Source organism: Crossiella sp. CA198 (assembly GCF_052078295.1).
Taxonomy (GTDB): domain Bacteria; phylum Actinomycetota; class Actinomycetes; order Mycobacteriales; family Pseudonocardiaceae; genus Crossiella.
In genome coordinates this window covers 26,815-38,899 of record NZ_JBQJIM010000027.1, presented here as the reverse complement: position 1 = coordinate 38,899, position 12,085 = coordinate 26,815, and the positions used below count along the sequence as shown (strand labels likewise).

13 protein-coding genes, 1 tRNA gene and 1 pseudogene are annotated in these 12,085 nt (G+C 69.5%); 5 read left to right on the top strand and 10 right to left on the bottom strand.

Annotation, left to right across the window (positions count from 1 at the left end; translation table 11 throughout):
• Positions 1-633, top strand: a complete 633-nt coding sequence (locus tag ACTOWY_RS35995; protein WP_441314062.1) for a GNAT family N-acetyltransferase — start codon at positions 1-3, stop codon at positions 631-633.
• Here ACTOWY_RS35995 and ypfJ read toward each other — a convergent pair.
• Complete coding sequence (ypfJ, locus tag ACTOWY_RS35990) at positions 630-1,562, bottom strand: KPN_02809 family neutral zinc metallopeptidase (RefSeq protein WP_441314061.1); 933 nt, start codon at positions 1,560-1,562, stop codon at positions 630-632. The genes ACTOWY_RS35995 and ypfJ overlap by 4 nt on opposite strands.
• A gap of 115 nt (positions 1,563-1,677) precedes the next feature.
• On the opposite strand from ypfJ, the gene ACTOWY_RS35985 reads away from it, so the two are divergent.
• Positions 1,678-2,853 carry an endonuclease/exonuclease/phosphatase family protein gene (locus tag ACTOWY_RS35985; protein WP_441314147.1) on the top strand — a complete coding sequence of 392 codons (1,176 nt, stop codon included), beginning with the start codon at positions 1,678-1,680 and terminating at the stop codon, positions 2,851-2,853.
• Positions 2,854-2,867: 14 nt separating this feature from the next.
• On the opposite strand, the pseudogene ACTOWY_RS35980 reads toward ACTOWY_RS35985, so the two are convergent.
• Positions 2,868-3,677 (bottom strand): annotated as a pseudogene (locus ACTOWY_RS35980) (EamA family transporter); the annotation flags it as partial.
• Positions 3,678-3,765: 88 nt separating this feature from the next.
• On the opposite strand from ACTOWY_RS35980, the gene ACTOWY_RS35975 reads away from it, so the two are divergent.
• The gene (locus tag ACTOWY_RS35975) at positions 3,766-4,269 is read left to right on the top strand and encodes a MarR family winged helix-turn-helix transcriptional regulator (RefSeq protein ID WP_441314060.1); all 504 of its coding nucleotides are present in this window, start codon (positions 3,766-3,768) and stop codon (positions 4,267-4,269) included.
• Here ACTOWY_RS35975 and ACTOWY_RS35970 read toward each other — a convergent pair whose 3' ends face one another.
• Entirely contained in the window at positions 4,270-5,988 is a 1,719-nt protein-coding gene (locus tag ACTOWY_RS35970) for a bifunctional metallophosphatase/5'-nucleotidase (RefSeq protein WP_441314059.1), read from the bottom strand. It abuts the gene before it with no gap.
• Positions 5,989-6,175: 187 nt separating this feature from the next.
• Here ACTOWY_RS35970 and ACTOWY_RS35965 point away from each other — a divergent pair, with 187 nt between their 5' ends.
• Both ACTOWY_RS35965 and ACTOWY_RS35960 read left to right on the top strand, forming a co-directional pair.
• Complete coding sequence (locus ACTOWY_RS35965; RefSeq protein ID WP_441314146.1) at positions 6,176-6,601, top strand: MarR family winged helix-turn-helix transcriptional regulator; 426 nt, start codon at positions 6,176-6,178, stop codon at positions 6,599-6,601.
• A gap of 36 nt (positions 6,602-6,637) precedes the next feature.
• Positions 6,638-6,722 (top strand) — tRNA-Ser (locus ACTOWY_RS35960).
• Between the two features lie 87 nt (positions 6,723-6,809).
• On the opposite strand, the gene ACTOWY_RS35955 is transcribed toward ACTOWY_RS35960, so the two are convergent.
• From ACTOWY_RS35955 to ACTOWY_RS35925, 7 genes are all read right to left on the bottom strand, one after another.
• Complete coding sequence (locus tag ACTOWY_RS35955) at positions 6,810-8,195, bottom strand: tyrosine-type recombinase/integrase (RefSeq protein WP_441314058.1); 1,386 nt, start codon at positions 8,193-8,195, stop codon at positions 6,810-6,812.
• A gap of 396 nt (positions 8,196-8,591) precedes the next feature.
• Positions 8,592-8,804, bottom strand: coding sequence for an excisionase family DNA-binding protein (locus ACTOWY_RS35950; RefSeq protein ID WP_441314057.1), 213 nt, complete (start codon positions 8,802-8,804; stop codon positions 8,592-8,594).
• Positions 8,801-9,229: a hypothetical protein gene (locus tag ACTOWY_RS35945; RefSeq protein WP_441314056.1), complete on the bottom strand. Its 429-nt coding sequence runs from the start codon at positions 9,227-9,229 to the stop codon at positions 8,801-8,803. The genes ACTOWY_RS35950 and ACTOWY_RS35945 overlap by 4 nt, the downstream gene beginning before the upstream one ends.
• A 157-nt stretch (positions 9,230-9,386) precedes the next feature.
• A complete protein-coding gene (locus ACTOWY_RS35940) occupies positions 9,387-10,871 on the bottom strand; it encodes a DUF3987 domain-containing protein (RefSeq protein ID WP_441314055.1) in 1,485 nt (494 codons plus the stop codon).
• 127 nt (positions 10,872-10,998) lie between these two features.
• Complete coding sequence (locus ACTOWY_RS35935) at positions 10,999-11,400, bottom strand: hypothetical protein (protein WP_441314054.1); 402 nt, start codon at positions 11,398-11,400, stop codon at positions 10,999-11,001.
• Positions 11,400-11,801, bottom strand: coding sequence for a hypothetical protein (locus tag ACTOWY_RS35930; protein WP_441314053.1), 402 nt, complete (start codon positions 11,799-11,801; stop codon positions 11,400-11,402). The genes ACTOWY_RS35935 and ACTOWY_RS35930 overlap by 1 nt, the downstream gene beginning before the upstream one ends.
• 1 nt (position 11,802) lies before the next feature.
• Positions 11,803-12,063 carry a helix-turn-helix domain-containing protein gene (locus tag ACTOWY_RS35925; RefSeq protein WP_441314052.1) on the bottom strand — a complete coding sequence of 87 codons (261 nt, stop codon included), beginning with the start codon at positions 12,061-12,063 and terminating at the stop codon, positions 11,803-11,805.
• Between the last annotated feature and the right edge of the window lie 22 nt (positions 12,064-12,085).

Here is a 12,085-nt window from a genome sequence, read left to right as displayed (position 1 = left end):
ATGGACCCGTGGCCACTGCGGCAACTCGTGCTGCGCACCCCGCGCCTGGAACTGCGGCCCGATGACGACGCCGGCCTGCTGGAACTGGCCGAGCTGGCCGGTCGCGGCATCCACCCGCCGGAGGAGATGCCGTTCATCGCTCCGTTCACCGACCGGGCGCCGGGCGAGCTGGAACTGGGCGTGGTCCAGTACAACTGGCGGCAGCGCGCCGAGCTGGGCCCGGCCAAGTGGACGATCAGCTTCCTGGTCCGGCACCAGGGCGAGGTGATCGGCACCCAGGGCCTGACCGGCGAGGAGTTCGCGATCACCCGCGAGGTGCGCACCGGCTCTTGGCTCGGCCAGGCGCACCAGGGCAAGGGCCTGGGCACCGAGATGCGCGCGGCCGTGCTGGCCTTCGCCTTCGATCACCTGGGTGCGGTGCAGGCCCGCTCGGAGGCCTTCGCGGACAACGCCGCCTCGCGCGCGGTCAGCCGTCGGCTCGGCTACCAGGAGAACGGCAGCAAGCTGGTGGCCCGGCGCGGTCAGCAGGCCACCGAGATCGGCCTGCGGCTGCCCGCAGGCGAGTTCGTCCGACCGGATTGGGAACTCCAGGTTGACGGCCTGGAGGCGTGTCGGGAGCTGCTCGGCGCCTAGCCCAGGTCCACGTTGCGGTCGAAGGTGTTGCAGGAGGTCGGGTTGCCGGTCTGCAGGCCGGTGGTGAACCACTTCTGCCGCTGCTTCGAGCTGCCGTGGCTGAACTGGCTCGGATCCGGTTTGCGCCCGTTGAGCTGGGACTGGATGAAGTCGTCGCCGATCCGCGCGGCCGCGTCCAGTGCCCGCTTGACGTCGTCGTCGGTGATCTCGGCGATCAGCGGCCTGCCCGAGGCGGTGGCCACCGTGGTGGCGTGGTTGGCCCAGGCCCCGGCGTAGCAGTCAGCCTGCAGCTCCAGCCGCACCGAACCCGAGGTGGGCCCGGTGGCGTTGCCGCGCACCTGGGCCGAGGTGCCCAGCAGGTGCTGCACGTGGTGGCCGTACTCGTGCGCGAGCACGTAGGCCTCGACGAAGGTGCCGCCCGCCGCGCCGAAGCGGTCCCGCAGCTCGGTGAAGAAGCTCAGGTCGATGTAGACCTCGCTGTCGCCGGGGCAGTAGAACGGGCCGACCGAGGAGTCCGCGTTGCCGCAGCGGGTGCTCACCGCGCCGTTGAAGAAGTTCGTGGTGGCCTTGCGGTAGGTCCGGCCGGAGCGGGCGAACACGTCGGTCCAGTAGCCCTGGATCGAGTTGATCGAGGCGATGGCCGCGCAGTCCTGGTTGCGGTTGGCGTCCGCACCGGTCTTGCACTTCTCCGCGAGCTTGGTGTTGTTGATCATCCCGCCGCGCGGCACGCTGTCCCGGTCCGCCGCGCCACCCGGCGCCGCGGGCAGCACACCCCCGCCGAACTGGGACAACAGGAACCAGATCAGCAGACCGACCACACCGAGACCGCCACCGCCGATCGCCACCCGGCCGCCGATGCCACCTCCACCGGACCCGCCGAGGTCCTCGACCTGGGACACATCAAGTTCGGCGTCCTCGTTGAAACGCACCACAACTCCCGCTCGTCGCCGAAGATAGGCCAGCTGGTGTTCATCCTGCGCTCAACCACCGGTCGTCCGCGAGTGGAAGGGTGCCCAACCGGAAAGGGAGGTGTCCGTGATCCGGATGCGTCGACTGCTGGGGCTGGCGGCAACGCTGGCCGTGGCGACCGGTGTGCTCGCGCCAACCGCGCAGGCCGCCGAGGACCGCGCCCATATCCCCGGCGCTGTCCGCTTCGCCACGTTCAACGCCTCGCTCAACCGCAACGCCGACGGCGAGCTGCTCGCACACCTGGCCACCCCGGACAACCCGCAGGCCCGCAAGGCCGCCGAGGTGATCCAGCGGGTCCGGCCGGACGTGCTGCTGATCAACGAGTTCGACTACGTCCGCGGCAACCGCGCGGTTGACCTGTTCCGCCGCAACTACCTCGCGGTGGGCCAGCAGGGCGCACGTCCGATCGACTACCCGCACGCCTACACCGCGCCGGTCAACACCGGCGTCCCGTCCGGGTTCGACCTGAACAACGACGGCAAGGTCGGCGGCGGGGACGACGCCTTCGGCTTCGGGCTCTTCCCCGGCCAGTACGGCATGGTGGTGCTCTCGAAGTACCCGATCGACACCGCCGCGGTGCGCACCTTCCAGAACTTCCGCTGGCAGGACATGCCGGGCGCGGTGCTGCCCGAAGGCTGGTACTCGCCGGAGGAGCTGGGCGTGTTCCGGCTCTCCTCCAAATCGCACTGGGACCTGCCGATCCGGATCGGCCGCCGGACCACGCACTTCCTGGTCTCGCACCCGACCCCGCCCACCTTCGACGGTCCCGAGGACCGCAACGGCCGCCGCAACCACGACGAGATCCGGCTGTGGGCCGACTACGTCACCCCGGGCAAGGGCGGCTACCTCTACGACGACGCGGGCAAGCGCGGCGGGCTCAAGCCGGGGGAGCGGTTCGTGATCGCGGGCGACCAGAACGCGGACCCGGTCGACGGCGACAGCTATCAGCACGCGATCCGGCAGATCCTCAACGCGCCCAAGGTGATCGACCCGAAGCCGGGCAGCCTGGGCGCGATCGAGGCGGCGCGGGACCAGGGCGGCGCGAACGTCGGCCAACGCGGCCCGTCCTGGCTGGACAGCGGGGACTTCAACGACAAGGCCCCCGGCAACCTGCGGATCGACTACGTGCTGCCGTCCCGGCCGCTGTTCCCGGTGGCCGCCGGTGTTTTCTGGCCGACCTCGCGCTCGCCGCTGGCCCGCCTGAACGACACCTCCGACCACCACCTGGTCTGGGTCGACCTGCTGGCCTGACCCAGCAGCACCGAGCCAAGGACCAGCGCCGCGCCCAGCAGTTGCCACCCGGTGAGGCGCTGGTCCAGCACGGCCCAGCCGAGCAGGGTCGCGGTCAGTGGGGTCAGCAGGCTGATCAGCGCCACCGCACCGGCCGGGATCCGGCGCAGCCCGGCGAAGTAGAGCGAGTGCGCGAGCGCGGTGGCCACCAGCGACAACCACAGCAGCCCACCGAGCGCCGCGCCGTCCAGCGCGGGCGGGGCGCCCTCGACCAGCAGCGCCACCGGCAGCAGGATGACCGCGCCGCCGAGCAGTTGCCACGCGGTCAAGGTCAGTCCGCTGACCCCGGGCGGCAGGCCCCACCGGCGGCTCAGCACGATCCCGCAGGACACCGACACCGCGCCGCCGAGTCCGGCCAGCACGCCGGCCAGATCCAGCGCGGCCTCGCCGTTGAGCACCAGCAGCGCCACCCCGCCGATCCCGGTCAGCGCGGCCAGCAGCTGCACCGCCCGCACCGGCTCGGCCAGCACCACCGCGGCCAGGCCGATGACCAGCACCGTCTGCACCGAGCCGAGCGTGCCTGCCACCCCGCCGGGCAGCCGCTGCGCCGCGACGAACAGCAGCGTGAAGAACACCCCGATGTGCAGCGCGCCCAGCACCAGCGCCCGCCACCACCAGTCCCCGCGCGGCAGGCCCGGCCGCAACGCGAGCAGCACCAGCCCGGCGGGCAGCGCGCGGAACAGCGCGTTCCACAGTGGCGTCGCGGGCAGCAGTTCAGCGGCCACCAGGAAGGTGGTGCCCCACAGCACCGGCGCGATCGCGGTCCTGGCCAGCAGTGCGGACATGCGGACCCCAGGTATCTCGACATCAAGTATCTCGACATCGAGATTTGTACGGCAGCAGGTGTCTCGACGTCAAGATAGAATCCCGGAGATGCGGGATGCGGTGGACGTGATCATCGAGCAGTGGGCCAGGGAGAAACCGGGCTTCGACGTCAGCCCGGTCGGGATCGTCGGTCGCACCGCGCGGCTACACGCCTTGCTGGACAAGGGGATCGGCCGCAACTTCGCCCGCTTCGGGCTGGCCCACTGGGAGTACGACGTGCTCGCCTCGCTGCGCCGGGCCGGTGCGCCCTACCGGCTCACCGTTGGCCAGCTGATGGCCTCGATGATGATCAGCTCAGGGGCGATGACCAACCGGATCGACCGGATGGCCGCGCGCGGACTGCTGACCCGCGAGCCCGATCCGGCCGACCGGCGGGGCGTGCTGGTGCGGCTCACCGAGGCCGGGGTGACCCTGGCCGAGGAGGTCCTGGTGCCGCACCTGGAGACCGAGCGGGAACTGCTGTCCGGGCTCTCCGCCAAGGAGCAGCAGCAGCTCGCGGCGTTGCTGCGCAAGGCCCTCCTGTCGCTGGAAGGCCGCGCGCCGCAACAGTGATCAGGGCTTGGCGGTGATCCGGTCGGTGGCAGGCGGCGCCAGATTCGGGTGCGCGCCCAGGTAGCCGGTGAAGGCGTCCAGGTCGATCGCGCCGCCGACGAGTTCGGTGCCCTTGGTCAGCTCGGTGAAGCCGTCGCCACCGCCGCCGAGGAAGTTGTTCACCGTCACCCGGTACTTGGCCGCCGGGTCCACCGGCTGCCCGGCCACCGTGATGCCGGAGACCTTGCCGCCCAGCGGCGCCCCGGCCGACCAGGAGTACTTCAGCGTGCTCGAAGGCTGGAGCACCCTGGTCACGATCCCGGCCGGGCCCTGCTGCCACTGCTGTTCCAGCACCGCCTTGAGCTGCGCGCCGGTCAGCGAGATGGTCTGCAGGATGTTGCCGAAGGGCTGCACCGCGTAGGCCTCGCCGTAGGTGACCACCCCGTTGCCCTCACCGGCCGCGGAGGAGGTGAAGGTCAGATCGGTGCGCACCCCGCCAGGGTTCATCAGCGCGAGCTGCGCCCCGGCCACCTTCGAGGCTTCCAGCTGGGAGTCCGCGATCAGGTTGCCCAGCTGGGACTCGCCGGAGGCCACCCCGACCCGGGTGACGTCGGCGGTGACCGAGCCGATCGGCCGGTTCGCGATCGGCGCGGCCTTGGCCTTGGCCTCATCCACCAGCGCCTTGGTCTTGGCGTCCTCTGGCACGTCGCGGGTCACCACGGTGTTGAACGCCTTGACCGAGGACCGCACGATGTCCCTGGTGCGCCAGTCGATCCGGGCGTCCACCGCGGAGAGAATCCGCCCGAAGGAAGCACCCTGCAGCACCGGCCGCGGGTTGCCAGCCGGGTCGTTGATCGAGCAGACGTACTGCTGGTGGCTGTGCCCGGTGAAGATCGCGTCCACCTTGGCCGAGGCCTTCTGCGCGATCTCCCGCGCCGGGCCAGGGGTGGTGCGGCAGTCGTTGGGGCCACCGCCCTCGGTGTTGTCGCCCTGGTGCAGCAGCACCACGATCGCCTTGACCCCGAAACGGTCCAGCGTGTTCGCGGTCCGGTTGACCGCCTCGACCTCACCGCCGAACTTCAGGCCCTTGATCGCCTCGGCGGAGACCACGCTCGGCAGGTCCTCCAGCGGCACCCCGATCACCCCGACCGGCATCCCGCCGGCCCAGGTGATGGTGAACGGCAGCGCGGCAGGCCGGTTGTCCTTCTCGAAGGTCATGTTCGCGGCCAGGATCGGGAACCGGGCGCCGCGGAAGCGATCGCGGAACTGGCAGCCGTCGGTGGGGTGGCAGCCACCGCGCTGCATGCGCTGCAGCTCGGCGTAGCCCTCGTCCAGCTCGTGGTTGCCCACCGCGCTGGCGGCCACCCCGATGTTGTTCATGAACTCGATGGTCGGCTCGTCGTGGAAGAGCGCCGAGGTGGTGGGCGAGGCGCCCACGTTGTCCCCGGCGGAGAGCAGCACCGAGTTGCGGGTCTGGGCGCGCAACGCCTTGAGGTGGCTGGCGAAGTAGGCCGCGCCACCGGCCTCCACCTGCTTGCCGTCGGACAGCGTGATCCGCCCTGATGACCCGGCGGGTGGTTCCAGGTTGCCGTGGAAGTCGTTGAAGGCGATCAACCGGACGTCCGTGCCGCCCCAGTTCGCCGGCGTCGCCGCCGCGGTGCCCGCGGTGAGCCCGGCCACGGCCAGCACGGCCCCGGCCAGGATCCCCGCCCGGCGCGGCAGCCGGGTTCGAGTGCTCATGTGTCGCTGTCCCTCCTCCGGGCGGCCGCGCGGTGCGAAGCCCGGCCGAGGAGTCTGCCTCGTGTCAAGGGCCGTACACCAGTGGTGTGGTCGCGTCGTGATGAACAGCGCGCGGCCGGGAAACCAATAGCCTGGACCGGTGACCCCCGAGCCGCACGCCGAAACCAGGTGGCTGAGCGCACCGGAGATGCGGGCCTGGCGCACCTACATCATCGGCAGCCAGCTGCTGGCCTACCAGCTCAACCGCGAACTCCAGGACAAGCACGGCCTGACCCTGGCCGACTACGAGATCCTGGTCCGCCTCTCCGAACAGCCCGAACACCGGATGCGGATGAGCCAGCTCGCCGGCGACGTGGCCAGCTCCAAAAGCCGCCTCTCCCACCAGATCACCCGCCTGGACCGGGCAGGCCTGGTGACCAGGACGGAATGCCCCAGCGACGGCCGCGGCGTGTTCGCCCAGCTCACCGAATCCGGCATGGACCGCCTGCGCACCGCGGCCCCCACCCACGTCGACGGCGTCCGCGACCACCTGATCGACCTGCTCACCCCCACCGAACAGGCCACCCTGGCCCGGGTCTTCGAGAAGGTCCAGTCCCACCTGCACGGTCGATAACACGCGATCACTCCGGACCGACTAATCTCTCCTCTCGGAAGCGTGGCAGAGCGGCCGAATGCACCCGCCTTGAAAGCGGGAGACCTTAGCGGGTCCGGGGGTTCAAATCCCTCCGCTTCCGCAGTGTGACCAGCGAAAACGGGGCGGTTCCGGACATCACCGGAACCGCCCCGTCGCTGTTGGTGCCCGCAGGGTCTCAGTCTGGGTCTCAGTTGTCCTTCCACAACAGGTCCCCGACGAGATCCGCCACCCCGGACCGCAGGTCGTCCGACACGTGCACGTAGCGGGTCAGCATCGAGATCGAGGACCACCCCATGATGTCCATGATCACGCGGTGCGGGACCTTGAGCACCATCAGCATGGTGGCCGCCGTGTGCCGCGAATCGTGCAACCTGGCGTCCCGCACCCCGGCTTCGGCGAGCAGCGCCTTCCACTCGTCGTGATCGGTCCGGGGGTCGATCGGTCGGCCGTTCGGCTGAGTGAAGAGCCAGCCCTCGTCACACCACAAGTCACCCGCCGCTGCCCGTTCGCTGTCCTGCACCTTCCGGTGGCCGACAAGCGCACGGACGAGCGGCCCCGGGATAGGCACGGTCCGCTTCCCCGCTCGGGACTTCACCTCTACCCAGTGCAGCCCGCCCCCGTGTCGCTGAGGACAGCGAGCCGCGTGCTCTTCACAGTCGGAGGGACAGACACTTGGGCACTTCTTGTGCTTTGTGCAGTTCTTCGGACACGGCTTCCGCTTGTGGCGTTCACGGCCGCACTCGTGTGGGTTGTCGCATCCGTGCTGCCACTCGCGCCGCTGAAGTTGACGCGGTGTCCGAAGTGAACCCGACCACTGTGCACGAGGGCAGTCCTCGGGACTTTCTTCTCCACATGGCTGGTCGCATCCGTGTTCGACGGAAATCGCGACCCGAGACCACTTTAGGCCAAGGCACTCACCCTTGCGCATCCCCAGCGCGAGTGCGAGCGCGAAACGCACTCCGTTCCGCCGTTGTGCCGACGCCTTGAGTAGTAGCTGAGCCTCCTCCCCGGTGAACGGCTCGATCTCCTTCTCCTCCAGCTTCGGAGCTTTCGCCACCTTGGCAGGGTTCTTGACTAAACGGTCCCGATCAACGGCCTCATTCAGTGCAGTCTTTACCGTCCGATGTACCTGGTGGATATTGCCGGGCGCGTGCCCAGCCTTGCGCATCTTCGCATAGAGACTTTCGAGGTGTTCTGCTCGCAACCTGACCAGCTTATGTGCGCCGATACCAGGAATAAGGTGCTTATAGACCGCGTTCCGATAGCCCTCAATCGTCTTGTACCTCACTGATGGGGCAGCGACCTTTTCGACCCAGTGGGTCAGCCACTTCTCGACCGTCCATGCTCGCCCCGGCTTCGTGACCTTTCCACTCTCACGTTGCCGTTCAAGCTCGCGGACCGCCGCGATCACGTCCTTTTCTTCCTTGCGTTTGACGTGTCGTCGGTCGGGGTCGCCGTTGTCGAGCGTGCCCATGGTGACGCGGCCGTGCCAGAGCTGGTCGTACTCGCTGAAGTAGATGCTGGACGCGCCGTTGGGGGCGCGGGTGCCTTCCGGTCGCTTCTTGCGCGGCATGCCTGATCTCCGTTACTGGTAGTGACTAGGTGGGGGCGTGTGGGGTCGCGCGGCCGGAGGGTTGGAACCGGCTGCTGGCGGGTTTTCCGGGGTTTCGGTGGTGGCGCCGCTAGGTGCTAGGCGGGTGGGGAGGGACCCGCGCTGGGTGTTCGAATGGGCGGGTTTCGGGGTGTTTTGGCTGGTCGCCGGTGGTGGGTCCCTGGGGTCCCTCGTGGGTGTTGTCGCTGGTGATGTGAGGGAGGCTGGCCAGGGACCCGGTGAGGGAGAACTCCCTCCCTCCCTGATGGGTCCCTGAGTGGGTCCCTGGCCGGTGGCTGGGTCGGTCTGCTAGCGGAGGTGCTAGGTCTAGCGGCCCTGGCCGCTAGGAGTTGAGTCGGCCGGAGGCCGTCCTTTCGGTTACGCGGCGTGAGCGCGGCTGGTGGTGCGTAGCTGGTCGGTGTAGGTGCGGAGGGCGTCCAGGGGGACGCGGCGGCTTCGCCCGATCCGCACGGAGTCGACGGCTCCGTTCTTGAGGAGGGCGAACATGCGGGTGCGGCCGATGGACAGCTGCGCGGCGGCTTGTTCGACGGTGAGCAGAATCCGCGGTGCGGTGTCGAGTTGGGCTGTCATCGGGACTCCTTGGCGGTGGTGGTGTGGCAGGTGGGGCAGAGTCCGTAGCTGAGCAGGATCGGTCCGGCGGCGGTGATGGTGCTGTGCAGCGTGGTGGCGGGTTTGCGGCACCGGTCGCAGGTGCTGTCCTCGGCCGGGCTGGGGGCGAGCTGGGGGAAGCAGGTCGGGCAGACCAGGTGTCCGGGTGCCCAGACCGCGGCCATGGCGACCTGGGGAGCGGCGCCCAAGTGCCGGCATGTCTTCACGGTGCCGGTGACGATGGCGCACACCAGGGTGGTGAACTGCTCGGCCAGCCACGCCGACGGGGTCGAGCGGGTCAGGGTCATGGACTTCTCGCGGGCGGCGTGGTGCAGCACGCGGTGTGCGTCGGCGCTGGCGGCCTGCACCTGGTCCAGCAGGGCGGTTCGGTCGGTGATGGCGAGCATGGGGATCGGGTTCCTTCCCGGTGGGCCGACGAAGTTGACGGAAGAACGAAAGAATGGGCTGACCTGCGGTTTTGCTGAGGACTTATTTCGTCATGACGAAATAATGCGCGGACGTTTCCGCAGGTCAGCGAGTTTCTCTGTTATTTCGTCAAGTTCGTCAGGCCGTGCTGACGTAGACCTCGGTGGGTCGCCCCTTGCCGCTGGCGGAGCGGCGGGCGGAGCGGACGATGCGTCCGGCGGTGACGAGCTGGTCCAGCAGCGCGCCCGGGTCTTCGCCCTTGCGGCGGGCGTTGGTGAACAGCTTTGTCGTGATCTCAGTCTTGGTTCGCCCGTCCGGTCCGGCTTCGGTGATGAAGGCGGCCAACCGGCGCAAGGTGTCGTCGGGTGTGAGGACCGCTTGGGCGGAGGCGATGGAGTAGCGGACAAGTGCGGCTGCGGCGTCCAGGTGGGCTGGGCTGATCTGGTCGGTGCCTTCGAGTGCGGCGTAGATCGCGGCGATGCGCAGGCAGTGCGGGGCGGCCCGGGAGACGAACTCCTCTACGGGGGAGTCGTCGCCGTGGTGGCTGCCGAATTCGACGTAGAGTCCTTGCCAGGCAAGGGCTCCGGCGTCGGTGAACCCGACCGGGCCGAACTCGGCGGCCTGCTGCAACCGGTGCGCAAGCCCGGCCCCCAGGTCGAGCAGCAGGGCCGGGTCTGCGGCGGCCGGGTTGGGCAGAAACTTGGACTGGGCGACCGCGATCGGCAGGAACCGGTTGTAGGTCCCGCCCGCCATGTCAGCCGCGGTGACCTTGGCCCGGAACTCCTTCGGGGTGATGTGGGCCAGGATGCCGACGTGGGACTGCCGGGCCACCCGGGCATCTACGTTGAGGGTGGAGAGGTTCCCGCCCTCCCACGCCGCGCGCAGAACGGCGGAGAGGGTGTTGCCCTCCCGGCGCATGCGGGCCATGACCGAAGCCCACTCCGGTTCGTAGGCCACCAGGCGGCAGTCACCCTCGGGCAGCAGCCGGGCCTTACGTCCCGCCTTGCCGGTGCCGTCCTCGGAGTCGACGGCGAACACCGAGGACAGGCCCTCACCGCTGGAGAGTCCAGAGTGGACGTTCATGGCCACGAACTCGTTGTCGGCGTGGGTGAGTAGGGCTTTGGCGGCGTTGTGGGCGGTGCCTTTCTTGCCGACCCCGGTCGCGCCGATGAGCATCGGCCAGATCAGCAGCCGGTGGCGTTCGTAGCCGATCTGCAAGTGCGGACCTGGACCCAGGTGGACCCCGACCACACCGAGCAGGGAGGCCATGACCCCTACCGGGTCGGCTTCGGTGTTGGGGTCGAGCTGGGCAGCGAGGGTGCCGAGGTAGCAGTCAAAGACGGCGGGCTCTGCCGGCGGCAGCCAGGCCCGGACCCGGGTGAGCTGTTCACCGGCCTGGGCGGTGAAGGTTTCCAGTGCGGTCCGGGCTGCCGGTCTGCCGCTGCCTGCCGTGCTGGTCAGCCTTGCCGCGAACCCGGGTTCAGGAACGGTGCCGTGAACGCCTCCGCTGCCGTTGCCGCCTGGTGCGGCGGTAGGCGGGTACGGGTCGGCTGTACCCGGTGGGGGGACTGCCCGGAGGCGGGGTAGGCCCGGTTCCGGGCTGGTGGTGTCTGGGTGGTTCATGAACGCTCCCACTGGTGGTGTGCGCGGGGTGCTGGTGCGGGGTGCCGGGGGCGGCAGGCCCAGCCGGGCGGAATGCGGCTGGGACTGCCGGTCCGGCAGGGAACGGTGCTGCCGTTTCGGCAGTCGTTCAGCGTCTGGTGAGGCTGATGCCGTCGACGGCCCAGCCCAGTCGCCACGCCAGGCTGGTGCACCGGTCGTAGCGCCGTTTCGGCACCGGAACGCACCCGGTGGTGGACTGCCCGGTGACGATGCACCGGTTGTAGGCGCGCAGGTTCTCGTCGGTCTGCCGGACCGTGGCGGTGCCGAAACGGCAGACCGTGGCGGCAATCAGCGCGGCCACTGCCGAGGCGTCCAGGTCGCCGGTGAGGTCGGTGTCGGAGAGCAGCAGCGCGGCTGCGAACTCGCCCCAGCCACCCAGCTCGAACAGTGCCGTGCCGGTGGTGGTGTCGGTGAAGGTGAACCGCGGATCGCGTGGTCCGGCCTGCCGTCGGGTGACCTGGAGTGCGGCGCCGGTGAGGGTGGCGGTCATCAGACTGCCGCCTTCGCGCGTGCCCGGGTCTTGCGGGCCGGGGCGGTGGCGGGCAGGCCGTAGAGCTGGGCGACGCGGTCCCTGGCGTGGGCCAGGGCCTCGGCCCGCTCCGCGGTCAGCCCACCCTCCCCGATCTCCACCTGGGCCTCCTCCACCGAGGGGGAGGCGTTGAGCAGGGTGTCCATGACCAGCTCGTGCGCGGTGGCGTCCTCGGCCAGGTCGGCGGAGGTCATGCCGCCGGTGAGCAGCGTGTAGAGCACGGCGACCAGGTCCTCATAGGAGAGGGCGTAGGTCATGCTGACCTGCACGGTGGCGCGGGTGGTGTTCTGCTGACGCAGGCCGGACAGGCAGTGGGTGGCGTGGCCGCCGATGGTGCCGAAGGCGTGGTTCTGGGGGATCATTTCAGGCCACCTCCGCCGTCTCGTCGCTGTCCAGGTCGGCGGGGGAAGCGTTGCGGCCCAAGGAGTCCAGGGCCTCTCGGGCGTCCTCAGCGGCGGTGTCCTCGAACGCACGGAGGGCGTACTCGGGGATGCGCAGGGACTTGCCGATCAGCAAGGCGTCGATCTTCCCGGCCTTGATGGCGCGGTAGATGGTGGCCTTGGAGATGTCATACCGTTCGGCGACTGCGTTGACCCGCAGGTAGCGGGTAGTCTGGTCCTGCATCTGATGGCTCCAACCGTTGAGG

Coding starts and splice junctions, on each gene's coding strand:
- ACTOWY_RS35955 (WP_441314058.1), bottom strand. CDS start 8,195: ATGCCGCGCAAGAAGCGACCGGAAGGCACCCGCGCCCCCAACGGCGCG.
- ACTOWY_RS35950 (WP_441314057.1), bottom strand. CDS start 8,804: ATGACAGCCCAACTCGACACCGCACCGCGGATTCTGCTCACCGTCGAA.
- ACTOWY_RS35965 (WP_441314146.1), top strand. CDS start 6,176: ATGCGGGCCTGGCGCACCTACATCATCGGCAGCCAGCTGCTGGCCTAC.
- ACTOWY_RS35930 (WP_441314053.1), bottom strand. CDS start 11,801: ATGATCCCCCAGAACCACGCCTTCGGCACCATCGGCGGCCACGCCACC.
- ACTOWY_RS35970 (WP_441314059.1), bottom strand. CDS start 5,988: ATGAGCACTCGAACCCGGCTGCCGCGCCGGGCGGGGATCCTGGCCGGG.
- ACTOWY_RS35995 (WP_441314062.1), top strand. CDS start 1: ATGGACCCGTGGCCACTGCGGCAACTCGTGCTGCGCACCCCGCGCCTG.
- ACTOWY_RS35935 (WP_441314054.1), bottom strand. CDS start 11,400: ATGACCGCCACCCTCACCGGCGCCGCACTCCAGGTCACCCGACGGCAG.
- ACTOWY_RS35925 (WP_441314052.1), bottom strand. CDS start 12,063: ATGCAGGACCAGACTACCCGCTACCTGCGGGTCAACGCAGTCGCCGAA.
- ACTOWY_RS35975 (WP_441314060.1), top strand. CDS start 3,766: ATGCGGGATGCGGTGGACGTGATCATCGAGCAGTGGGCCAGGGAGAAA.
- ACTOWY_RS35945 (WP_441314056.1), bottom strand. CDS start 9,229: ATGCTCGCCATCACCGACCGAACCGCCCTGCTGGACCAGGTGCAGGCC.
- ACTOWY_RS35985 (WP_441314147.1), top strand. CDS start 1,678: ATGCGTCGACTGCTGGGGCTGGCGGCAACGCTGGCCGTGGCGACCGGT.
- ACTOWY_RS35940 (WP_441314055.1), bottom strand. CDS start 10,871: ATGAACCACCCAGACACCACCAGCCCGGAACCGGGCCTACCCCGCCTC.